Below are 23,274 nucleotides of genomic sequence, written 5' to 3'. Positions count from 1 at the left end.
CCTTCTTTTGCCAAGTCAAAGACATCTTTGGCGGTCACCTCTTGACCATCATCAATCATTTGTTTGAGCTTGGCATCACCAGCGTACTCCTCAGCATAACGGCGGGTCAAATTGACGGTACCAGTTGCGGAAGCAACGGTCTCCAAACAGCCTTTTTTTCCACAGGTGCAAGCAAATGGCGCCTCAAAATCAACAGTGATATGACCTAGCTCACCACCTGCTCCCTTGACACCGCGAATCAGATTGCCAGCAGCGATTACGCCTCCACCAACACCTGTTCCCAGGGTCATGAAGACCACGTCAGGATTATTCTCGCCAGCTCCAACCCACTGCTCACCGAGGGCTGCAACATTGGCATCGTTGTCGATAAAGAAAGGCAAACCAAGTTCAGCCTCAAACTGTTGCTTAACCAACTGCAAGGTCTTCCAGTTAAGGTTGTAAGCTCCAATAACCGTACCCGCTGTGCTATCAACCACACCTGGAGAGCCCATGCCGATACCTAGAAAATCCTCCTTGGCCAAACCATGCGTTTCAAAACGATGCTTGATACTTTCGATAATATCAGGCACAATATGACTGCCTTCATCTAAAATGTTTGTCTTGATAGACCATTTTTCCTGGATGTCACCTGCTGTGGTCAAAATCGCCAACTTGACAGATGTACCACCCAAATCAATACCAATAATTTTTTTTGACATAAGAATCTCCAATGCAAAGTGTTTTTTCTATTATACCATATTGAAAAGGTTTGCAAAGCAATTTTTTAGTATTTCGATTGTTTTACCTGAAATAGTACAGGAAAAATAGCAACTGCAGATGGATAACCAAGCGAATCATGCTGAGCGTGAACACTGTCGTAAACTTACTCGAGGTATCTCGGACACCATTGTAGAAAAAAATGCTAGAAATCACTGTAAAGGCTAGTGCAAAGCCAACCATTTGTAGAGGATGGTAAGATTGCGCATAATAAATCAAACTGAGAAGTACTACTGTCAAGCAAAGCAGACTCAAGATAAAGCCTAGCAAGTTCATGCGTTTGCTCTTAAAATAGCTATAAATGGTGGCCCCCAAAACTGTTAGAATATAAATACCTAGATAAACAATCATTAGATTTCGCAACATCATTCCTCCTATCTAGGCTTCTAATTCACTCAAATATTCGTAGCGCTCATACTTCTCAAGCAGCAGGTTATTCTGCATCTCAAAATCCTTTTGTAGGCTCGACAGGCTCGCAAAATCACTGCCACATTCCTGCATAGCTGACTCGATTTCGGCTATTTTTGCTTCAATGATGGCTATGTCTTCCTCGATTTTGGCCCATTCTTGTTTCTCTAGGTAACTCATACGCTGCTTATCTTTGTTGACTGACTGACGTTCTTCTGGTATTTTTTTATCTCTGGATTGAGTTTGCATTTCTGCCAAAAACTTCTTCTCATCTAGATAATCAGTATAATTTCCAAAGAAAATCCGAACTTCTTCATCCTCAAAAGCAATGATTTTTGTAGCTACCTTGTCCAAGAAATAGCGATCATGACTGACTGTAATAACTGGTCCAGCAAAGTTTTGAAGGAAATTTTCTAGCACCGTCAAGGTTGCAATGTCCAGATCATTGGTCGGCTCATCCAGCAGGAGAACATTGGGACGCTCCAAGAGAATCTTGAGCAAGTAAAGGCGTTTTTTCTCGCCACCAGACAATTTTTCAATCAGTGTGCCGTGCATATTACGAGGGAAAAGAAACTGCTCTAGGAGTTCTGCGATAGATACCATTCCTGATGTCGTTTGAGCCTCTTCTGCCACTTCCTGCAGAAAGTTGATAACTCGCTTACTCTCATCTAAACCCTTGATTTGTTGGGAAAAATAGCCGATTCGGATGGTTTCTCCAACGGAAATTTCTCCTGCATCAGGTAGCAAATCTCCTGCAATCAGATTGAGTAAGGTAGATTTTCCTTTACCATTATCCCCAACTATGCCAATCCGATCAGCATTCTGTATCAATAGATGAAAGTTGCTCAAAATAGGCTTATCAGGATAGGAAAAATTCACATTTTCAAACGAAATGACCTTTTTACCAATTCGGCTCGTTTCAAAATTCATTTCGAGTTGACTGTCTTCCACCTTATTCGAAAGGTCTTTTTTCAAATCGTGAAACCGGTGAATCCGCGCTTCTTGCTTGGTGGCTCTGGCCTGGGGCTGCCTGCGCATCCAAGAAAGCTCTTGCTTGAAAAGCTGCTCTTTCTTATGGCGAAGGGCCGCATCTCGCTCATCCTGCTCTGCTTTGAGGCGGATATAATCTTGGTAGTTACCTTGGTATTCGGTCAAAGAAGCCCTATCCAATTCAAAAATCCGTGTAGCTAAACTATCCAAAAAATAGCGGTCGTGAGTGATAAACAAAACCGTTCTCTTAGCATTTTTGAGGAACGTTTGCAGCCATTCGATGGTGTCGATGTCCAAATGGTTGGTTGGCTCATCCAATAGGAGCAAATCTGCATCTCCAAGAAGTGCTTGAGCCAGTTGAACACGGCGACGAAGACCACCTGACAAATCACCGACCTGTTGATGGAGGTTGGTCAATCCTAACTTGGATAGAACAGTCTTTACTTGACTTTCAACTTCCCAGGCGTGCAGGGCATCCATTTCAGCCACGACTTTTTCAAGCTTATCCTGACTAGCCTCATCATAGTTCCCCATTAAGTTTTCATAGGTCCGTATCAGCTGCATTTCGCGCAGGTCATCTGACAAGACGGTATCTAAAATGGTCTTTTTTTCATCAAAGGTAGGGTCCTGAGTCAGATAGGCAATCCGATAGTCGTTTTTCGCAGAAAAAGGCGACCGGTCACCATCAAAGCCCAGTTTTCCCGAAATCACATCCAAAAGAGTGGTTTTTCCTGTCCCGTTGACCCCTATAATGCCAATCCGATCCTGCTCATGAATGATGAAAGAAATATCTTGAAAAACCGTCTTATCACCGACAGATTTACTCAAATGTTCTACGATAAAATCGCTCATATCATTCCTTTCTCTCTCAAGAAGTCAAAGATAGCCTCTTTTTCATTGATCAAATCACCATCGACAATGGCTGTTTCGATTTCATTAAGAATATGACCAAGATTTGGACCAGGTTGGAGGCCCAATTCAGTCATGAGGATACCACCATTTACCACGATCTCGTGTTTAGCATGGATAAGGAGGGCTGCATCCAAAGCCTTGATTTGTTCATTTTCAACTGGTAACCCTTGAGCCTTACGCAGATTCTCCACCAGCAGCAAGTTCTCAAGGCCATACTGATAGACCAAGAATCTATCTGTTGAAGCCACTTCTCTTTTTCGATAGGCCGCAACCAGATTAGATACTGATTTTTGGAAATCATTTGAAGTCTTCCAGTTTTTGAGGAAGGTTTTCGGCTCATTAATATCCAAAGCAATCAAGAGCATGGCCCAAGCCTGTTCCGAAGATTGAAAACAAAAAGCAGGATCCAATCGGTCCAATAAAAGCTGCAAACAGCTTCCTTTGTCGCCCAATTCAGGGAGGTATTGGTAGGCCTTTGTATCAATTAGCTTCTCTAGTCCTTTACGCCAAAAATCAGCGGTCAGGAGCTTATCAAATTCAATAAAAATACGCTCAACAGAGATTTTTTTCAAAAGCGGAGCTGTTTCTTGCATGGCCTTGAAGGTTTTTTCTTCAATGTCAAAGTCTAGGCTTGCTGCAAAGCGAAATCCCCGCATAATCCGAAGCGCATCTTCGTTAAAGCGTTCTTGGGCTACACCGACCGCACGCAAAACCTTACCCTCCAAATCCTTGAGTCCTGCAAAAAGGTCAATAATCTGTGCTTCGTCACTGAGTGCAAAAGCATTGACTGTGAAATCACGGCGCTTGAGATCCTCCTCTAAAGACCGCACAAAAGAAACGTGACTAGGCCGGCGGTAATCAACATAGACATCTTCAGTCCGAAAGGTCGTAATTTCATATTCTTGATTGCCATGGAGCACCAGAACTGTACCATGTTCAATCCCTATATCAATCGTTCTGGTAAAGACCTTTTTAGTCTCCTCTGGATAGGCGCTGGTTGCAATGTCTACATCATGGATGGAGCGACCAAGGATGGCATCTCGGACAGAGCCACCTACAAAATAAGCCTCATAACCAGCGGCTTTTAATTTTTCTACAATCGGCAAAGCCTCCTGAAATTCAGAAGGCAACTGTTTTAATTTCATAGCAAATGTTCCAAACCATATACAAGTTTTTCGCGTTTGACCACTTCCTTAATGCCCAAGTTGACACCGGACATAAAAGAAACTCGGTCATAAGAATCATGGCGAATGGTCAAGCCCTCCCCTTGAGCACCAAAAATCACTTCTTGATGAGCAACGAGACCAGGTAAGCGGACACTATGGATACGGAAACCATCAAATTCGGCTCCTCGTGCACCAGCCATCAGCTCTTCCTCGTCCACTGCTCCTTGATGGAGGCTAGTCCGTACTTGAGAAATCAATTCGGCTGTCTTAACCGCTGTACCACTCGGTGCGTCTTTCTTTTTGTCGTGATGCAATTCGATAATTTCCAGATGCGGGAAATATTTAGCAGCCTGAGCAGCAAATTGCATGAGCAAAATCGCTCCGATAGCAAAATTCGGCGCAATCAAGCCACCTAATTTTTTTTCTGCCGACAGTTCTGTCAATTCCTCAATTTGCTCAGGTGTAAAACCAGTCGTTCCTACCACAGGCGCAAATCCATTTTCCAGTGCAAAGCGGGTATTTTCATAGGCAAATTTTGGAGTCGTAAAGTCCACCCAAACATCGGCATCGAAACCAATCAACTCTTCCTTGCTTTTAAAAACAGGGACACCGTCCACATATTCTTCTGCTGCAAAGGGATCCAAGACTGCAGTCAGGGTCAAATCTTTATCTTCTTTAACCATCTGAACGGCTGTTGAGCCCATTTTACCTTTAAACCCTGCAATAATAACCTTAATTGACATATTATTCCTCCCTAAACAAGTGGTATAAAGCCAAATGCGACTGCACCCTTTCCTAAGTGAGTTGCAATGACACCATCAAAATCTACAATACTGATTTTCTTGGCATTCCCTCTCTCTGTTAGCAATTTATAAAACTCTTGGGCTTTTTCTTCGGCTCGAGAATGAATGATATAGAGTGCATAATCACCATTAGCAGTCTTTTCTTCCAAAACTTCTACCAGACGGCGGATAGCCTTTTTCTCTGTCCGAACTTTTTCATACACCACTATCTTGCCATCTTGGTCAAAATATAAAATCGGTTTGATACTCAATAAATTTCCCAAAATAGCAGAGCCGTTGGACAAACGTCCTCCCTTGACCAAATGATTAAGGTCGTCCACCATGATAAAGGCGCTAGTGCCCTCAATTTGGACTGTCAACTTTTCAAGAATGGTTTCAAAGTCATCCCCTTGATGTTCCCAGTCAAAGACACTTTCAACCATTTTCCCCAGGGGAGCTGAAGTAATTTTAGTATCTGGAAAAGCAACTGCCATTTGAGAGAATTCATCTTTTAAAAATTGGATATTTTGCCAAAAACCAGAAATACCGGATGACAAGAAAAGGCCGATAACATGTGTATAATTCTCTTGGACTAGGCGCTCTAAAATGTCAGTCAGTTCAGCTAAACTTGGTTGGCTGGTTTTGGGTAATTCAGCTGAGTCGGCCATTTTTTCGTAAAATTCGTCTAAAGAAAGGTTTTTTCCTTCAACGTAAGACTGACCGTTGATGCTAATTGGAATATCCAGCACAAATAAATGTTCAATGCTTTTTAGGTTTTCAGACAGCACTGCTGTTGAATCTGTAATAACTGCTAGTTTCATCGTACCTCTCCAAGATTGATACCAGGGGCATCAAAAGCCACTTCTGTCACTTCATAAGTCAGACGATTGACCATATCAAAGAGGGGTTGAGCCAGAGCATGCTTATCCTCATTTGAAATATCTGATGGCTCGTTCACAATACCATCTGTTACTTTAACCTGCTGGGAAATCACACCAGATACCACGAACTTCTCTTGCACATTCATAAAGTGCATGACCAAGATGATGGTTGTTGATTGTTCCGCTTCATTTTTTTCCACCAAATGGAACTCAACATTATATTGTGTCTTTGGCGTACCATGTTCTTCTTCCATTTTGAAATTACGCATATCAAAATGGAAGCTATTGACATATTCTCTATCACGAATAACTTTCATGCTTATCTCCTAAGTACAATAATAATCACTATTATACCATATTTTAAAATAAAATCATGATTTCCATTTTTAGCTATAGCATTTTTTCAACAAAAGAATTCCTACAGGAGTTCATAAGAGTGATGCTCTACATCAAGATGAGTTGAGTCAGAGCGCTAATAAAAAAGGCCAAAAAATAGAAAAAATGCAGCGGAAAATTCCATTTCAAATAAATTGAGCGATGCAGGTCATCTATTGGAAGTCCAGAATGAATATGCTCCTCACTCTTTCCAAAACCGGTCAGCCAATGACAGATAAATAATAGTAAAAAGGGAACCAGAGCAATCACTTTTGGAAAGAGAGTCTGTGAACTAAATAAACATGAGAGAATAGCCAAAACAATCTGAGTACCACAAACCAGTTTATACCAGAAAACCGCCTTTTTGGACTTTCGAAAGGGGGCATAATAGCTCGAAAATCCCTCATCTTTCCTTGTTTGCAAAAGATGATTAAAATAGGCCCCTAAGGTGATACAGTAGGATAACATAAAACCTGCAATTACGGCTGTTAAGATGATGGTGAGACTATACAACATTTACTTCTCCTTTTTCCATTTTAGAAAACCTAACGAAAAAGTCGAGAGTATCTCGACTTTTACTAGCTTATTTTGCCTTGCGAAGGTAGCCGAAGATGACACCTGATACAAGAGCACCAATCAGTACAAAAACAATGTAAAGCAATGGATTGGTTGTAAGGGCAATAACGAAGATACCACCGTGCGGAGCCATCAGTTTGATGCCTGACAATCCAACCAGAGCACCTGCCAAGGCAGAACCAGTGATAAAGCTTGGAATGGCACGAGCTGGGTCAGCAGCGGCAAATGGAATGGCACCTTCTGTGATGAAGGACAGACCCATGATGATATTGGTCAAGCCAGCATCGCGTTCTTCTTGGGTGAATTTATTCTTGTAAAGGAGGGTTGCGATGAAGACTGCCAATGGTGGAACCATACCACCAGCCATAACAGCTGCCATTACGATAGAACCACCGCTGGTCATGGAAGCTGCCAGAGTACCTGTACCAAAGACATAGGCTGCCTTGTTGATTGGGCCACCCATATCCACTGCCATCATACCACCTACAAGGAGACCTAGAAGGACAGCAGAGCTTCCAGACAAGCTATTCAAGAAATCATTGAGGGCTGTGTTGATGGCTGACATTGGAATGTTGACGGCCAGCATCAAGAGACCTGTAATAATAACTCCGAAGAGTGGCAAAATCAGAATTGACTTGGCACCCTCCAAAGAACGTGGAACTTTGACATATTTTTTAAGAGCCAATACGATAAAACCAGCCAGGAAACCACCAACCAGGGCACCGAGGAAACCAGAAGGTACTCCAGCAAGACTTTCGGTCGCTTCACCACCTGCTGCATAAGAGATTTTACCATAGGCCAATCCGCTTGAAGCAATGGCGCCCGCTACGAAACCAGATACCAAACCTGGTTTTTCAGCAATGGAGTAGGCCACATAACCTGCAAAGACTGGAATCATGAAGCCAAAAGCAGCTTGACCAATCTTCATAAAGATAGATGAAATCTCATGGTAGGAACCAAGGTTCTCAAGGCTGTCTTGAGGAACACCCAAGATGTTATCAAAGAGGAAGGCTAGGGCAATCATGATACCGCCACCAATAACGAATGGAAGCATCTGAGAAACACCTGACATCAAGTGTTTGTAGAAGGCTTGGCCGACTGACAATTTTTCTTCTGCCTGCACGCTCGCTTCTCCTTCTTTTGCTACATAAGTATCCGCTTGTCCTGACAAGACAAGATTAATCAACTCTTCTGATTTCTTGATTCCATCAGCGACTGGACGGTTGACAAGGGGTTTGCCATTAAAACGAGCCATATCAACTGCCTTGTCCGCAGCGATGATTACACCTTTGGCATTGGCAATATCAGCTGCTGTCAATTTGTTTCCAATACCAGAAGCACCGTTGGTTTCCACCTTGATGGCTACACCCAGCTCAGCTGCTGTTTTCTTAAGGGATTCTTCTGCCATGTAGGTGTGGGCAATCCCTGTTGTACATGCGGTAACTGCGACGATAAAGTCTTGGTCTGCTGCTGGTGCAACTGGCTCAGCTGCTGCTTTATTGCTAGCTTCTTCTGCGTCGAAAGCTGCAATCACCTCTTCAGCAGAAGTCACCTTGCGCAATTTGTCCGCAAAACCATCTTTCAAGAGATACTTAGACAATTCAGCCAAGGCTGCCAGGTGAGTGTCGTTGGCCCCATCTGGAGCTGCAATCATAAAGAAGAGATCCGTTGGCTGACCATCCAGAGACTCATAGTCCACACCAGTTGCTGACTTAGCAAAGAGAACCGTTGCTTCTTTTACAGCAGCATTCTTGCTGTGGGGCATAGCAATCCCATCACCCAAACCAGTTGTGGTTTGTGCCTCACGGTTCATAATCCCTGTTTTGAAGGTTTCAAAGTCTGTTACCACACCCTTATCCACCAGGCTGCTAATCATTTCATCGATGGCTGCCTCCTTGGAAGTGGCCTTCAAATCCAAAATCATGACTTCTTTGTTGAGAAGGTCTTGAATTTTCATAGTTTTTCTACCTCTACTTTTTCATAAATTTCTTTGATAAATGCTGCGGTTGCCAGATCATCAGAGAAGGTTGTGGCAGTGCCACAAGCCACTCCCCATTTGAGGGCTTCAACTGGGTCAGCAGACGAGACGTATTCACCTGTAAAACCTGCAACCATGGAGTCTCCAGCTCCAACAGAGTTTTTAACATTTCCCTTGATAGGTTTGGCAAAATAAGCGGCCTCTGGCGTCACCAGAAGGGCTCCATCGCCTGCCATGGAAATGATGACATTTTGTGCACCCTTGGCCAAGATTTGGCGGGCATATTTTTCGATATCAGCCAGGCCATTTAATTCAACTCCAAAGATGTCAGCCAATTCATGGTTATTTGGTTTGACCAGAAGAGGTTGGTAGTCTAAAGAGTCCAGAAGAGTTTGGCCTTCAAAATCACAGACCACCTGGGCACCAGCCTGTCTGGCCAATGGAATCAGCTTGCGGTAGATTTGATTGCCAAGACTGCTTGGGGCAGAACCTGCAAAAACGACCGTATCTTGCTCTGTCAAATTGGACAAGATAACTTCTAGCTCCGTCAATTTTTCCTGAGAAATCCTTGGGCCAGGTCCATTGATTTCAGTCTCCAAACCTGCCTTGACTTTAACGTTAATTCGCGTATCTTCTGCCACCTGAACAAAGTTTGTGGTGATGCCTTCTTCCACCAAACTTTCCTCAATGAAACGACCTGTGAAACCTCCGATAAATCCTGTTGCAGTATTTTCGATGTCCAGTCGTTTTAAGATACGAGAAACGTTAATCCCCTTCCCGCCAGCGTACTTATCATCACTGTCCATCCGGTTGACAGAGCCAAGCTCCAGATTTTCCAGGCGGACGATGTAGTCGATGGAAGGATTGAGGGTAACAGTATAAATCATACTTCGATTACCTCCGTTTTCTCCTTTATTTTGTTGAAAAGGACACTTTCGGAATGATTGGTAATCAACGTCACCCTTTCAATCCGAGCTACCTTAGCAAAGGAAACCTGGCCAATCTTGGAAGCATCCAAGAGAACATAGGTTTTCTGCGCATTTTCTATAATGGTTTTTTTGATGGCAGCCTCCTCCATATCAGGTGTGGTCAGAAAATGCTCGTCCACACCATTCATACCGATGAAGGCCTTATCAAAATTCAGTTGGCTAATCTGCTCTACTGCCGCCCTGCCAATACTGGCATCTGTTGATTGCTTGACAAAGCCACCGATAATGATGGTCTTGAAATGCTTATCAACCAACTTGGCCGCATGGTGGATAGAATCTGTTACCACTGTCAGATTCTTGCGATCCAGCAACTCGACCAATAATTCAGTCGTTGTCCCTGCATCGATAAAAATCACATCGCCATCCTCAATCAAAGACAGAGCTTTTTGAGCAATCTCCATCTTTTCTTGAACGTTTTTGATAGATTTTTCCTGAATGGATTCTTCCGTCTGTAATTTGGAAACAACCTCTGCACCACCATGTACGCGCCGCAGGTGTCCTTCCAATTCCAGCTCATCCAAATCCCTTCTGACAGTTGATTCTGAGCTATCCAGCAGTTGCACCATTTCTTCCAGCTGAAGAAACTTTTTTTCCTTGATTTCATCTAAAATCAATTGTTTTCGTTCAGATTTTAAAATGGAACTCACCTCCTGTAACCGATTACAGTTTTTATTATACACGATATTTTAGTTTTGTCAATCAATTTCTATCAATTTTTATCAAAAACTATCATTTTCTTCCTTTTCATACCTAAAAACCGAATGATTTGAATGAAAAAAAGGAGCTTTTGCTCCTCACTTAGATTGTTGTTGCCGTCTGACGGATGAAATAATCTCTTTCATGATCTTCATCTCATCTGGTCGGCCGATGCCCATGCGGATATAGCCTTTCATGGGGCCGTCCGTATAATATTTAAAATTAAAATCCTGGGCTAGGCCCGCTTCAAAAATCTCCTTGGCATATGGTGCCGTGAAGGCGACAAAGTTAGCCTGGCTTGGCAAGACCATCATCTGCGGCTGCTGTTTCAAGAAGTCCAGAAAATCCTGACGGATTTCCTTGATGGCTGCGACAGATTTCTCCACCTTATCCCTATGTTTCAGGGCTTGGACACCAATTTTGGCCGTAATATTGGGCATGCTGTAAGGGGCCAAAACCTTGTCTATCTCCACTGCCAAGCGTTCACAGCTTAAGGCAAATCCCAGCCGTAATCCTGCCAATCCAAAGGCCTTGGACAGGGTTCTGAGCACAATCAGGTTATCGTATTGGTTGATTTTTCCAACCAAAGATTCCACATCCGCAAAATCAATATAGGCCTCATCCACTACCACTATTCCTTCAAATCCTGCCACAATTTTTTCCAACTCTCTGGCTTCATAGGCAATGGAAGCTGGATTGTTGGGGTTGGACAGGATGATGAGTTTGGCCTTCTTTTCTTGGGCAAAGTCCAGAACCTTATCAGCTGACAGACTTGGCTGCCCATCCTGCCAGTCCAAAGGATAGGAAAGGATGTTTGCCCCATGAACCTGGCTGAAAACCCTATACATGAAGAAATCAGGCTCCAGAGTCAAGATGGCATCCCCAGCCTGCAAAAATGTGGTCACGATGGTGTGTATCATCTGATCGGACCCAACCCCTTGCACGACATGACAGGGTTTGACACCAAAGTAATCTGCATAGGCTTCGATTAGTTCCCTGTATTGATTGTCCCCATAATAGAGCAAGTCCGACAAGGGAATCTCTTTTACAGCCTCTTCCAAAAGCCCTGACCAGTCAATAAGGCGGTTTTCATTGTCACCCAGATTGTGACTGGCCACCTTCTCAATCTTATAGGTCTCGAAATCTTCTAAATCCTTACGAAATTGAACCATTTTTCTTTCCTTTTAAAAGAAGAAGCACCTCTTAGCAGTGCTTCTGAACTTTCTTATTTACTACTTGTCTTGTGCCAAAAATCCTCGAACCAAATGGGCCAAGGCCTCAGGTGCATCATCCGTCAGGAGATGGCCGACAGATGGAATCATCTGAAATTGGGCCTTTGGTATAAGATTTGCTGCCGCTTTTGAGGTCTTGAGATTAAAGAAATCCTTCTGGCCGCAGACGACCAAGGCAGGCAACTGACTCTTGCTGACTACCTCTGTCAAATCCAAGCCCATCATGGACTCATAAAAGCCAATCAAGTTGGCCTTATCAAAGCCTTCTTTGGCAAAGGCAGATCCCGGCATGACTTTGAAAATGAAGCCTTGCAGCTGGTAAGGAAGATTTCCCTTTAGCTTATACTGCCCTGCACAAGCTACAATCCCCTTGAGATGGGCCGGTGGCTGATCCAAAAGGCTATAAATCAAACTGGCCCCCAAAGACAACCCAAGCAAGACAAAGTCTTCTTGTTCAGCTTCCAAAAGGCTTCGCACCTTGGCCACCAGATGCTGGTAATCTTCTGGCAGACGGCCATTTTCAAATAATTCAAGGGCCACAAGATCATGCTCTGGCAAGAATTCCATCACTCGCTTCCAGGCTTTTCCTGTTTGGCCGATGCCATGCAGACAGAGAATTTTCATTGCAATTCTTCCTTAATCTGGTCCAAGATGGCCTTTTCTTCATCGGTAAAGGCATAGTTCTCCAACAAATCAGGCCTGCGTTGGTAGGTTTTTTTCAAACTTTCATAGAGGCGCCACTTGCGGATATTCTCATGATGGCCACTCATCAAGACATCTGGCACGGTCATTCCTCGAAAATCGTAAGGCCGTGTGTACTGGGGATATTCCAAGAGGCCAGATGAAAAGCTGTCATCCTGATGACTGGCTTCTTTGCCAATCACTTCCGGAATCAGGCGGACAGTCGCATCCACCATGGTCATGGCAGCCAATTCCCCGCCCGTCAAGACAAAATCTCCCAGGGAAACTTCATCTGTCACCAGGGTCTTGATGCGCTCATCATAGCCCTCATAGTGGCCACAGATGAAGATTAACTCCTCTTCATGGGCCAGCTCTTCCGCGAAGGCCTGATCAAAGCGGCGGCCAGCTGGATCCAGCAAGATGACCCGAGGATTCTTGGCATCAATCTTCTCGATGGTGTCAAAGATGGGCTGAGCCCGCAGGAGCATGCCTTGACCGCCACCGTAGGGTTCATCATCCACATGCCGCGCTTTTTCAGCATTTTCCCGAAAATTATGGTAGCGAATGTCTAACAAGCCCTTTTCCTTGGCCTTGCCGACAATGGAATGCTCCAAGGGAGCGAACATTTCAGGAAAGAGGGTCAAAATATCAATCTTCATCATCCAAACCTTCCATAATGTCTACTTCTACTCGACCATTTGGAATATCCACCTTGAGAATGACAGGCGGAATGTAGGGCAGAAGCAAATCCCGCTTGCCCTTACGCGCAACCACCCAGACATCGTTAGCACCCGGTTGCAGGATTTCCTTGATTTGACCGATGAACTGATCTCCTTCATAAACATCCAAGCCAATGATTTCGTGGTAGTAAAACTCATCCTCTTCCAAAACTGCCAAATCTTCTTCGGCTATCTTGAGGGAACAGCCCTTGTATTTCTCGACATCATTGATATGGTAGAGCCCCTTGAACTTGACGATGTCAAAATTCTTCTGCTTGCGATGGCTGGCTATCTCAACTTCTGTGACAAACTGATTTTTATCATCAAAAATGGACAGCCTGCTGCCCTTTTTAAAGCGCTCCTCTGAAAAATCCGTCACACTCAAGACCCGCAATTCCCCTTGCAAACCCTGTGTATTCACGATTTTTCCTACATTAAAATAATTCATAGATACTCCAAACAAACATTTTCTCTATTCTAACACGAACAAGGCATTTTCTCAACAGGAGAGAAATTGAAAAACAGCCCCGAGGGACTGTTTTACATTACTTTTCATCAATTACCAGACGAACTTTTTTATCACTTGTTGGAACAGAATAGACAATCGTACGAATCGCAGAAATTGTGCGACCTTTTCTACCGATAACACGACCGATATCAGACTGATCCAGATCCAAATGGTATTCTAAAAATTCAGGTGTATCAACGATTTTAATCGTCAAGCTATCCGGTTGTGAAATCAACGGTTTCACAATTGCAATAATCAGATTTTCAATCATGTCCATGAGTGTTCTCGCTTACTTCTTATTTTGAGATTATTTTGAGAATTTTTGTTCGTGGAATTTTTGCATTACTCCAGCTTTTGAAAGAATGCTGCGTACAGTATCTGAAGGTTGTGCACCTTTTGCCAACCAATCAAGGACGCGGTCTTCTTTAACAGTGATTTGGTTCTCAGCAACCAATGGGTTGTAAGTACCAACTGTTTCGATGAAACGGCCATCACGTGGAGCACGTGAATCAGCTACGTTAATACGGTAGAAAGGTTTCTTTTTAGAACCCATACGAGTCAAACGGATTTTTACTGCCATTTTGAGTATATCTCTTTTCTAATGTTTAATATTTTTGTTTGAGTCTTTCAACTCATACTCAATGAAAATCAAAAGTAGCCTAGGAAACGAAGCCGACGATAGAACTGGAGTTCATCAAGGCAAGTTGACAAGGGATCATTTTGATTTACGAAGAGTATCACTTTAATCATTATAGCACAATATTTCAGACTGTCAAGAAAAAAACTTGACAGATAGAAAACTATTTTGGAAGTTTTAACAAATCCCCCACTTCAAGCAACATTTCAGCTACCTCTCCCCTATCAAAAAGCAAATTGTAGACTCCATCTTCGCTCAGAACACCCCGAGTCATTCCCATAAAGTGGCCCTTTTCTTCCAAAGACAGGTCCTCCATATAGGTCTGACTTTGGTAATAGGCCAAAAGCGCCTCAAAATCCGCCTGAGAAGCCTCCACTTCTCCTAACAACTTCCGCAAAGAGGCCATCAAATCCAGCTGACGATGGAGAATGTCCTCCATCTTTTTCACACGCTTCCTAGCTTCCATGTTTTTCTCCTAAAACTATTTCGCCAAAATGAAACTTCTGATAGGGCCTGATATGGCGGGTAAATCCAAAGTCTTCGAAGACTGGGTCTCGAAAGTGAGCCTTGAGAATAATTTTTTCCCTGGCCACGCGCTTGCATTCTGCCAGAAAGACCTCTGAGAAGGCTTGATAATTGGCCAAGGGTTTTAGCCCAGAGAGGTTTTCTGACTCGGTGATAACTTCCGAAAACATAGGGTCACAGTAGATGATATCCACAGACTGATCCGGCTGGCTTTTCAAAAAAGTCAAAGAGTCGGTGCAGCGGGTCTGAATCCTTCTCATGGCTTGGTTGACAGCTGAATTGCCCGCATCAAAGGTCTGCAAACCACGCGCAACGATGGTATGAATCAGTGGTTGACTTTCCAAAGCCGTCACCTTATGCCCCGCAAAGGAAAGGACAATACTGTCACTAGCCAGACCCATGGTGGTGTCCAGGACGGACCGCTTTTCAGGCCCTACCAGCTCAATCAAAGGGTCGCGAGGTGCCTTGATTCGCAAAATGGCCGTGTCAGGATGAAAGGCAAAGGATTGACCATTGGCATACTCCAAGACCAACCCCTCCTTGGTCACCAAAAGCACATCCCCATATTCCTCCTGCAACTTGGCCAAAGACCGCTTGTTACGAGCTACATAGTCCAGATGCAAGGCCTCGGCCAATTCAAGAGCCTCATTTTCCAGACTTTCTGTCACTCTGGAACTAGTTGTGATAATCACTATCCTCATACCTCCCCTCATAGTCTTGCTTGGCTAATTGGGTGTATCGTTGAATGAAGTCTCTTTTGGCATCGGTGTAGCTGTTTCTATCGTGTTCAAATTGTTTCCAGAGGCCTAGTTTCAGCTGCTCATACTCCTTAGCAATATCTGGATGATCCAGCAGGTAATCTCTGAAATAAAGCTCATCATGGTCACCGACCAGGCGCAGATGGAGATGGAAAACTCGGTCCGCAAAGCCATCTTCGGTGTAGCCCTTATTGAGGCTGCACTGATCAGCATCCTGAAACATGATTCGCCAGCCCTTTTCTTTCAGCATTTCTACAAGGACAGCCAAGTCTTCCTTGCTAGCTACTTCCAGCAGAATATCCACGATATTTTTGGCCCAAATGCTTGGAATGGCGGTGCTGCCCACATGAGAAATTCGCTTCACCAAGCCATCTGGCAACAGACTTAATAGAGATTGGCTTTCTTCTTGATACCAGTCGGCCCATTCTGCTCGATGTTCCACCAAAAAAATAGGAAAGAGCTGCCAGAGCTCCTCTAGAGTCATGTCTTCTAGTTTTTTCTTCATCAGTCTCGTATCCTCCTTTTTCTATTATAGCACTTTCAAGGTGTAAAAAAAGCCCGAGACTAGCTCGGGCTTGTGAATTATCTTATATCGCCTGTGTCATAAAGCTGCGGCTTTCTAGGACGCGAACCATGGCATCTGCTGTGTCGAGGGCTGTGAAGAGGGGCACGCCTTGCTCGATGGCTGAGCTTCGAATGGCAGATCCAACTTCGTCAAAGGTTCGCTTGGTGCCAACGGTGTTGACGATAGCCTGAACCTTCTTGGCCCTTACCAAGGCAGGGATGTCGTTGTCTGAATCTTGCCCCACCTTATCCACATGGATGCTGTCTAGGCCGTTTTCAGCAAAGTACTTAGCTGTCCCTTCTGTCGCTAGAACACCATAGCCGATATTGGCAAAGCGTTTGGCCAATGCAAGGGCTTCTTCCTTGGTATCGTCTGCGATGGTGAAGACCACATTTCCAAATTCTGGAAGGTGGAAGTAAGAAGCTTCAAAGGCCTTGTAGAGGGCTTTTTCCAGAGTCACATCTGAACCCATTACTTCACCTGTTGATTTCATTTCTGGGCCGAGCAGGCTGTCGACCTTGGCCAGTTTGGTAAAGGAGAAGACAGGGGCTTTGACATGGACCTGGGCACTTTCTGGATAGAGACCATCCTCATATCCCAGCTCCTTCAAGCTTTGTCCTAAAATCAGTTTTGTAGCCACTTGAGCCATCGGAATGTCCGTCACCTTAGACAGGAATGGTACGGTACGGCTGGCCCGAGGATTGACCTCAATGACATAGACGGTTTCATCCTTGATGACAAACTGGATGTTCATCATTCCGATACAGTTGAGACCAATGGCCAGACGCTTGGTATAGTCTGCAATGGTTGCAATGACTTCTTTTGAAAGGGTCTGAGGTGGGTAAACCGCCATGGAATCTCCTGAATGGACACCGGCCCGCTCGATATGTTCCATGATTCCTGGGATTAAGACATCTTTACCGTCTGAAATGGCATCGACTTCACACTCCCGACCTACAATGTAAGAATCCACCAGGACAGGATGTTCTGGACTGGCCTTGACAGCTGTCCGCATGTAGGAGCGCAGGTCTTCTTCATTTTCAACGATTTCCATGGCCCGGCCACCTAGGACATAGGAAGGACGAACCAGAACTGGGAAGCCAATCTTGCGGGCTGCTGCTACCGCTTCTTCTTCATTGGTGGCTGTTTGGCCCGGCGGCTGGGGAATTCCCAAGTCTTTCAAGGCCTTTTCAAAGAGGTCACGGTCCTCAGCCCTGTCCAAATCAGCAACTTGTGTACCCAGGATAGGGACACCTGCATCAGAAAGGCTTTCGGCCAGGTTGATGGCCGTTTGTCCACCAAACTGGACCACTACTCCTTGGGGCTGCTCCAAGTCGATGACGTTCATGACATCTTCAAAGGTCAGGGGTTCAAAGTAGAGCTTGTCAGAGACGGAGAAGTCGGTTGAGACGGTCTCAGGGTTGGAGTTCATGATAATGGCTTCATAGCCTGCCGCCTGGATGGCCTTGACAGAATGAACGGTCGCATAGTCAAATTCGACCCCTTGACCGATACGAATCGGGCCAGAGCCCAAGACGATCACAGATTCCTTGTCGGACTTGATGGATTCATTTTCCCATTCGTAAGTTGAGTAGAAATATGGGGTGGCAGATTCAAACTCGGCTGCACAGGTATCCACCATCTTGTAGACAGGGATAATCTTGTTTTCCAAACGGAGTTTGCGAACGGATGCTGTATCCAAATTCCAGAGTTCCGCAATTTTGCGGTCTGCAAATCCATTTCGTTTGGCTTCTTTGAGGAGATCCACATCTCCAACATGAGATTTCAATGCTTCTTCAATCTCAAAGATATGGAGCAGTTTATCCAGAAAAAAGACATCGATTTTGGTCAGTTCAGCTATTTCCTCGATGCTAAATCCACGGCGAATGGCTTCGGAAACATAGAAGAGACGGTCATCCTGAGCCTTGACGATTTTCTCAATGAGCTGGTCATCAGTCTTTTCAGCCAAGTCAGCCATTTCATTATGATAGACACCGATTTCCAATGACCGGCAGGCCTTGAGCAGGCTTTCTTCGATGTTGCGGCCAATGGCCATGACTTCACCAGTTGCCTTCATCTGGGTGCCCAGACGGCGCTCACCATGTTCAAATTTATCAAAGGGGAAACGTGGAATTTTAGCAACCACGTAGTCCAAGGCTGGCTCAAACATGGCATAGGTAGTTCCTGTAACTGGATTGATCATTTCATCCAGGGTCAAACCAACTGCGATTTTGGCCGCCAACTTGGCAATAGGATAGCCTGTCGCCTTGGATGCTAGGGCAGATGAACGAGAAACACGAGGATTGACCTCAATCACATAGTATTTAAAACTATGTGGATCAAGGGCCAACTGCACATTACAGCCCCCCTCAATCTTGAGGGCACGAATGATACTGAGGCTGGCATCCCGCAGCATTTGGTTTTCGATGTCTGATAGGGTTTGGGTCGGTGCAAATACAATGGAGTCCCCAGTATGAATCCCAACTGGGTCAAAGTTTTCCATGTTACAGACAACCAGAGCATTGTCGGCTGCGTCCCGCATCACCTCATACTCGATTTCCTTGAAACCTGCGATGGAGCGCTCAATCAAGCACTGGGTAACTGGAGACAGTTTGAGACCATTTTTGGCGATTTCCCGCAATTCTTCCTCGTTGGCACACATACCGCCACCAGTTCCACCCAGGGTAAAGGCTGGGCGGACAATGACGGGGTAGCCGATAGACTTGGCAAAGGTCACCGCTTCTTCTACGGTAGTGACAATTTCTGATTCAGGAATGGGCTGTTCCAAATCCTCCATCAATTTTTTAAACAAATCACGGTCTTCAGCCTGATCAATGGCAGATAACTTGGTTCCCAGAAGCTCCACGCCCAGTTCATCCAAAATCCCTGCCTTAGACAATTCCATGGCCATATTGAGACCCGTCTGCCCACCCAGGGTCGGCAAGAGGGCATCTGGTCGTTCCTTTCTCAGGATACGGCTGACAAATTCGATGGTAATGGGCTCGATGTAGACCTTATCAGCAATTTCCTTGTCTGTCATAATGGTCGCTGGGTTGGAATTGACCAGGACCACACTGTAGCCTTCTTCTTTCAAGGCCAGGCAGGCCTGGGTTCCAGCATAGTCAAATTCGGCAGCTTGACCGATGATGATAGGACCAGACCCAATCACCATAATCTTCTTAATATCAGTACGTTTCGGCATAATTTATGATACAAAGCCCGTTAAGAGGACACAGCGAAAATAGGAAACTCGACGCCAACGCTACAAGCGTCAAGGCGAAGTTTATCTTTTTCACACAGTCCTTAGGGCGTGTTCGAATAGGAAAACCAACGTTTTCTCGAACCTGTACCCTCTCCTTTCTATTCGTCGCATCTCAGTGCGACATTAAATAAGTCTCCGACGGTTGAAAGCTCAGCTCGATAATAGATGAGCTTTCAAGCTAGTGCAAGGGATAGACTGACCTCACTAGAGGCAGTCGTAGGGAAATGAGTTGCCTGCAACCATTGACCTGTCCCTTGCCTTTCTATTCGTCGCATCTCGGTGCGACATTTAATACAACTTACAGATCCCAGCACCATCAACGGCTGCTTTGTTCCAGCTTGAAGGCATCAATCATCTCCAAAAATTCATCAAAGAGATAAGAGGCATCATGTGGACCTGGGGCAGCATCTGGGTGGAATTGAACAGAAAAGGCTGGGAAGCGGCGGTGCCGAACTCCCTCCACAGACTTGTCATTGATTTCTTCATGGGTAATCATCAGATCTTCTGGGAAATTCTCTCTTGACACCGCAAAGCCATGGTTCTGGCTGGTAAAATCAACACGGCCAGTAGCGATTTCACGCACCGCATGGTTAAATCCACGGTGGCCGAATTTCATCTTATAGGTTCCAGCCCCATTTGCCTTGGCAAAGAGTTGATGGCCCATACAGATACCAAAAATCGGAATCTTCCCTTGAATCCCACGAATCATGTCCAAAACTTCCGGCACATCATCAGGATTTCCAGGACCATTGGACAACATGACCCCATCAGGATTGAGGGTTAAAATCTCCTCAGCCTTAGTATCATAAGGAACCACTGTGATATTGCAGTTGCGCTTGGACAGCTCCCGCAGGATAGAATGTTTAAGGCCGAAGTCCACAAGCACAATGTTCTTACCGATACCAGGGGCTGGGTAGGCGGTTTTCGTAGAGACTTGCTCAATATTATTGGTGGGCAGGACAGTTGCCTTAAGCTGAGCAATCAAGTGCTCAATCGAATCTCCCTTATTGGCTAGAGTCGCTCTCATAGTACCATGCTGGCGGATGATTTTGGTCAGGGCACGGGTATCAATCCCAGAAATTCCTGGAATCCGTTTGGCCTTTAAAAATTCATCCAAGGTCATCTGGTTACGCCAGTTGCTGGCTCTGCGGGCCGCTTCTGCTACCACAACGCCCTTACAGGTCGGAGAAATGGATTCGTAATCATCCCGATTGACACCATAGTTGCCAACAAGGGGATAGGTAAAGGTCAAAATCTGACCATTGTAAGACTGGTCGGTAATGGATTCTTGATAACCGGTCATCCCAGTATTAAAGACAATCTCACCCGTCACATCCATATCAGCGCCGAAGGCTTGTCCCTCAAAAATCGTGCCGTCTTCCAATATTAACAATCTTTTAGACATCATTCTTCTTTCTATTTCTTTAGGTTTCGAAATTCCTTAGGCCTTACCGTTGAGCACTGCTTCCAGAATGGCCATGCGGACGAAAACTCCGTTTGTCATTTGGCGGACAATCCGCGCCTTTGGTGCCTCTACCAGGCTATCATCAATTTCTACATCCCGATTGACAGGGGCAGGGTGCATGACAATGGCAGTATCTTTCAAACGTTTGTAGCGGGCTTCTGTCAGGCCAAACTGGCTATTGTATCCTTCTTTCGAAAAGCTTTCATTTCCATCGTGGCGCTCATGTTGAACACGGAGCAACATCAGGACATCTATTTCCTCAATGACATCATCAATGTCCACATGCTGACCATAGACATCAAATTCTTCTGAGTACCACTGGCTTGGGCCTGTGAAGAAAATTTCTGCCCCCAGTCTCTTGAGAACCTGCATATTGGACTTGGCCACACGGGAATGGGTAATATCGCCTGCAATCACAATCTTCAAGCCCTCAAATCCCCCAAATTCCTCATAGATGGTCATCAAATCCAAGAGGGACTGGCTTGGGTGCTGACCAGAACCATCACCACCATTGACAATAGAGGTTTGAATGGTCGGACTGTCAATCAGCTGCTTGTAGTAATCTACTTCTGAGTGACGGATAACACAGATATCCACTCCAAGGGCGCTCATGGTTAAAATCGTATCATAGAGGGTCTCACCCTTGTTGACAGAACTGGTCCTGGCATCAAAGTCAATCATGCCCATACCTAATCGCAATTCTGCCATTTCAAAGGATTTGTGGGTCCGAGTTGAGTCTTCAAAGAAGAGATTGGATGCGTAATATGTCCGATCGTGATCAATGTCGACCTCGCCCTTCTTAAATTGAATACCGCGCTTGATGAGTCCCAGCACTTCTTCATTGGAGAGAGTTTCCATTGTCACCAGATGTTTGAGTGATACTTTGCCATTTGTGATTGTCATGATGCTACCTTTTAACCTTTTTGAAAAAATGATGAAAAATGAGTTAGTTTGCTTCAACGAGGAGAACTGTATCTTGCCCATCCACTTCTGTCATGTGGACAATAATCTCCTCTGAGCGACTGGTTGGAATGTTCTTTCCGACGTAGTCTGCTCGAATAGGCAACTCCCTGTGACCTCGGTCCACCAGGACTGCCAAACTGACACGGGCAGGCCGCCCCAAACTCACCAAATTATCAATGGCTGCACGAATGGTACGGCCAGTATAAAGGACATCGTCTACTAAGATGACATCGCGATTGTTGATATCTGCTGTCATGATGGTTGTATCTTCATCGACTTTAATATCATCACGGAAATGTTTGGTATCCAGCTCTCCCAGAGGAACATCGATTCCCTCTAACTGTTTGAGCCGTTCCTGAATCCGTTTGGCGATAAAGACACCCCGTGTCTTGATTCCAGCTAAGACGATGTTATCCAGGTTCTTGTTGCGCTCAATAATCTCGTACGTAATTCGAGTAATGGCGCGTTTCATCGTCATATCGTCAACAATTTCTTTTGTTTTCATCAAAAGACCTCCAAAATTTTACCTACAAAATACCTAGTTCGCACCTGAGTTCGAGCTAGTTGATGCCTCCAGGCTCAAATCTGGCCAGATACATCGAAAAAACCTCCTTTTTCAAGGAGGTTTCAGAAAATCCAGGCACAACAAAAGCAGCTGACCTATCTCTACATGATACTCCTTGACTGCCTCACGGGACAATTCTTAAAGGATTTATTTTTTTACAGTATATCAAAAAATAAGATGGGTGACAAACAATTATCTTCAAAATCCAGATATTTTTTGATTTTGACTTTTAACGTTCGGCTTTGGCTGTAAATGGCGAAGAAACTGCTTTTATTTTAATGGTTTTAATGAAATAAAGCAGATAACCTGCCAAGAGGTAGGCCAAAAAGATCACCACAGCATGGGTTAGGACATAAGACCAGCCATACTTGTGAACATTGAGAAAGTAATAAGCAAAGGGGCTGTCCTTGGCATCTGGAATCGGCCACTTCAAAACTAGGCCATTCAGAAGAGCAAAGGCCATATACAGAAGAGGCAGAGCTGTCCAACGAAGGGGGTCCAGCAATTGGTACTGACGCTGGCGGTCCACCAAAAGGGTGTCAAAGAAGAAATAAAGCGGCGTAATGTAATGACAGAGCATATTTTCAACCCGCCAAAAATCCGTAGCTAAGGGAGCCAACATAAAATGATAGATGACAAAGGTAATCATGATGGACATGGTAACAGCTGCCTTGATGCGCAAAAATCTAGGCGATTGCAGGTCTTTTCCTCGTCTCATAGCCCCTACCATATAGAGGGCAAAAAGACTGACCAGGAGATTGGATTGAACCGTATAGTACATCATCATCCCTGGACCATGCTTGATTAGTTGAATACTGGTCCCCAAAACTGCCAGAGCAGCCAAAAGGCACCGCGAATAAAATAATAAAGTCTCTTTTTTCATCA

At 44.8% G+C, this 23,274-nt stretch carries 24 protein-coding genes; all 24 read right to left on the bottom strand.

Translation table 11 applies throughout. From position 1 onward, the window contains the following. Positions 1 to 698: ROK family protein (locus ACEYCN_RS08700; RefSeq protein WP_373713890.1), on the bottom strand; the 698-nt coding region annotated here is incomplete at its 3' end. Positions 699 to 780: 82 nt separating this feature from the next. Then, positions 781 to 1,122, bottom strand: coding sequence for a hypothetical protein (locus ACEYCN_RS08695; RefSeq protein ID WP_373713889.1), 342 nt, complete (start codon positions 1,120 to 1,122; stop codon positions 781 to 783). 12 nt (positions 1,123 to 1,134) lie between these two features. Then, entirely contained in the window at positions 1,135 to 3,006 is a 1,872-nt protein-coding gene (locus ACEYCN_RS08690) for an ABC-F family ATP-binding cassette domain-containing protein (protein ID WP_373713888.1), read from the bottom strand. Then, positions 3,003 to 4,211 carry a CCA tRNA nucleotidyltransferase gene (locus tag ACEYCN_RS08685; protein ID WP_373713887.1) on the bottom strand — a complete coding sequence of 403 codons (1,209 nt, stop codon included), beginning with the start codon at positions 4,209 to 4,211 and terminating at the stop codon, positions 3,003 to 3,005. Before ACEYCN_RS08685 ends, ACEYCN_RS08690 begins: the two co-directional genes overlap by 4 nt. Further along, positions 4,208 to 4,975: a 4-hydroxy-tetrahydrodipicolinate reductase gene (dapB, locus tag ACEYCN_RS08680; protein WP_373713886.1), complete on the bottom strand. Its 768-nt coding sequence runs from the start codon at positions 4,973 to 4,975 to the stop codon at positions 4,208 to 4,210. Before dapB ends, ACEYCN_RS08685 begins: the two co-directional genes overlap by 4 nt. Before the next feature lie 11 nt (positions 4,976 to 4,986). Further along, positions 4,987 to 5,835 carry a DegV family protein gene (locus tag ACEYCN_RS08675; protein ID WP_373713885.1) on the bottom strand — a complete coding sequence of 283 codons (849 nt, stop codon included), beginning with the start codon at positions 5,833 to 5,835 and terminating at the stop codon, positions 4,987 to 4,989. Beyond that, positions 5,832 to 6,212, bottom strand: coding sequence for a DUF1149 family protein (locus ACEYCN_RS08670; RefSeq protein WP_373713884.1), 381 nt, complete (start codon positions 6,210 to 6,212; stop codon positions 5,832 to 5,834). The genes ACEYCN_RS08675 and ACEYCN_RS08670 overlap by 4 nt, the downstream gene beginning before the upstream one ends. A 641-nt stretch (positions 6,213 to 6,853) precedes the next feature. Next, a complete protein-coding gene (locus ACEYCN_RS08665; RefSeq protein ID WP_373713883.1) occupies positions 6,854 to 8,803 on the bottom strand; it encodes a fructose-specific PTS transporter subunit EIIC in 1,950 nt (649 codons plus the stop codon). Further along, on the bottom strand, positions 8,800 to 9,711 hold the full coding sequence (pfkB, locus tag ACEYCN_RS08660) for a 1-phosphofructokinase (protein ID WP_373713882.1): 912 nt from the start codon (positions 9,709 to 9,711) through the stop codon (positions 8,800 to 8,802). The genes ACEYCN_RS08665 and pfkB overlap by 4 nt, the downstream gene beginning before the upstream one ends. After that, positions 9,708 to 10,460: a DeoR/GlpR family DNA-binding transcription regulator gene (locus tag ACEYCN_RS08655; protein WP_373713881.1), complete on the bottom strand. Its 753-nt coding sequence runs from the start codon at positions 10,458 to 10,460 to the stop codon at positions 9,708 to 9,710. The genes pfkB and ACEYCN_RS08655 overlap by 4 nt, the downstream gene beginning before the upstream one ends. Positions 10,461 to 10,607: 147 nt before the next feature. After that, on the bottom strand, positions 10,608 to 11,681 hold the full coding sequence (locus tag ACEYCN_RS08650; RefSeq protein ID WP_373713880.1) for a histidinol-phosphate transaminase: 1,074 nt from the start codon (positions 11,679 to 11,681) through the stop codon (positions 10,608 to 10,610). 60 nt (positions 11,682 to 11,741) lie between these two features. Beyond that, complete coding sequence (locus ACEYCN_RS08645; protein WP_373713879.1) at positions 11,742 to 12,365, bottom strand: alpha/beta fold hydrolase; 624 nt, start codon at positions 12,363 to 12,365, stop codon at positions 11,742 to 11,744. After that, entirely contained in the window at positions 12,362 to 13,084 is a 723-nt protein-coding gene (gene trmD, locus ACEYCN_RS08640; RefSeq protein ID WP_373713878.1) for a tRNA (guanosine(37)-N1)-methyltransferase TrmD, read from the bottom strand. The genes ACEYCN_RS08645 and trmD overlap by 4 nt, the downstream gene beginning before the upstream one ends. Beyond that, positions 13,071 to 13,589 carry a ribosome maturation factor RimM gene (gene rimM, locus ACEYCN_RS08635; protein WP_373713877.1) on the bottom strand — a complete coding sequence of 173 codons (519 nt, stop codon included), beginning with the start codon at positions 13,587 to 13,589 and terminating at the stop codon, positions 13,071 to 13,073. Before rimM ends, trmD begins: the two co-directional genes overlap by 14 nt. Positions 13,590 to 13,686: 97 nt before the next feature. Next, a complete protein-coding gene (locus ACEYCN_RS08630) occupies positions 13,687 to 13,926 on the bottom strand; it encodes a KH domain-containing protein (protein ID WP_018167302.1) in 240 nt (79 codons plus the stop codon). 30 nt (positions 13,927 to 13,956) lie between these two features. Further along, positions 13,957 to 14,229, bottom strand: a complete 273-nt coding sequence (gene rpsP, locus ACEYCN_RS08625) for a 30S ribosomal protein S16 (RefSeq protein WP_373713876.1) — start codon at positions 14,227 to 14,229, stop codon at positions 13,957 to 13,959. Between the two features lie 220 nt (positions 14,230 to 14,449). Further along, entirely contained in the window at positions 14,450 to 14,752 is a 303-nt protein-coding gene (locus ACEYCN_RS08620) for a DUF4298 domain-containing protein (protein ID WP_373713875.1), read from the bottom strand. Then, the gene (locus ACEYCN_RS08615; RefSeq protein ID WP_373713891.1) at positions 14,742 to 15,503 is read right to left on the bottom strand and encodes a class I SAM-dependent methyltransferase; all 762 of its coding nucleotides are present in this window, start codon (positions 15,501 to 15,503) and stop codon (positions 14,742 to 14,744) included. Before ACEYCN_RS08615 ends, ACEYCN_RS08620 begins: the two co-directional genes overlap by 11 nt. After that, a complete protein-coding gene (locus tag ACEYCN_RS08610) occupies positions 15,487 to 16,074 on the bottom strand; it encodes a GrpB family protein (protein ID WP_373713874.1) in 588 nt (195 codons plus the stop codon). The genes ACEYCN_RS08615 and ACEYCN_RS08610 overlap by 17 nt, the downstream gene beginning before the upstream one ends. 82 nt (positions 16,075 to 16,156) lie before the next feature. Further along, complete coding sequence (carB, locus tag ACEYCN_RS08605; protein WP_373713873.1) at positions 16,157 to 19,336, bottom strand: carbamoyl-phosphate synthase large subunit; 3,180 nt, start codon at positions 19,334 to 19,336, stop codon at positions 16,157 to 16,159. Between the two features lie 376 nt (positions 19,337 to 19,712). Next, positions 19,713 to 20,801, bottom strand: a complete 1,089-nt coding sequence (locus tag ACEYCN_RS08600; RefSeq protein WP_373713872.1) for a carbamoyl phosphate synthase small subunit — start codon at positions 20,799 to 20,801, stop codon at positions 19,713 to 19,715. Positions 20,802 to 20,837: 36 nt separating this feature from the next. Beyond that, complete coding sequence (locus tag ACEYCN_RS08595) at positions 20,838 to 21,764, bottom strand: aspartate carbamoyltransferase catalytic subunit (protein WP_373713871.1); 927 nt, start codon at positions 21,762 to 21,764, stop codon at positions 20,838 to 20,840. 43 nt (positions 21,765 to 21,807) lie between these two features. After that, complete coding sequence (gene pyrR / locus ACEYCN_RS08590) at positions 21,808 to 22,329, bottom strand: bifunctional pyr operon transcriptional regulator/uracil phosphoribosyltransferase PyrR (protein WP_373713870.1); 522 nt, start codon at positions 22,327 to 22,329, stop codon at positions 21,808 to 21,810. A 289-nt stretch (positions 22,330 to 22,618) separates the two neighbouring features. Beyond that, positions 22,619 to 23,272: a Pr6Pr family membrane protein gene (locus ACEYCN_RS08585; RefSeq protein WP_373713869.1), complete on the bottom strand. Its 654-nt coding sequence runs from the start codon at positions 23,270 to 23,272 to the stop codon at positions 22,619 to 22,621. Positions 23,273 to 23,274: the final 2 nt, after the last annotated feature.

It is taken from the genome of Streptococcus sp., from assembly GCF_041802885.1.
Lineage (GTDB): Bacteria > Bacillota > Bacilli > Lactobacillales > Streptococcaceae > Streptococcus.
The sequence above is the reverse complement of the archived record's forward strand: the minus strand, read 5'-3'. Positions and strand labels throughout refer to the sequence as shown.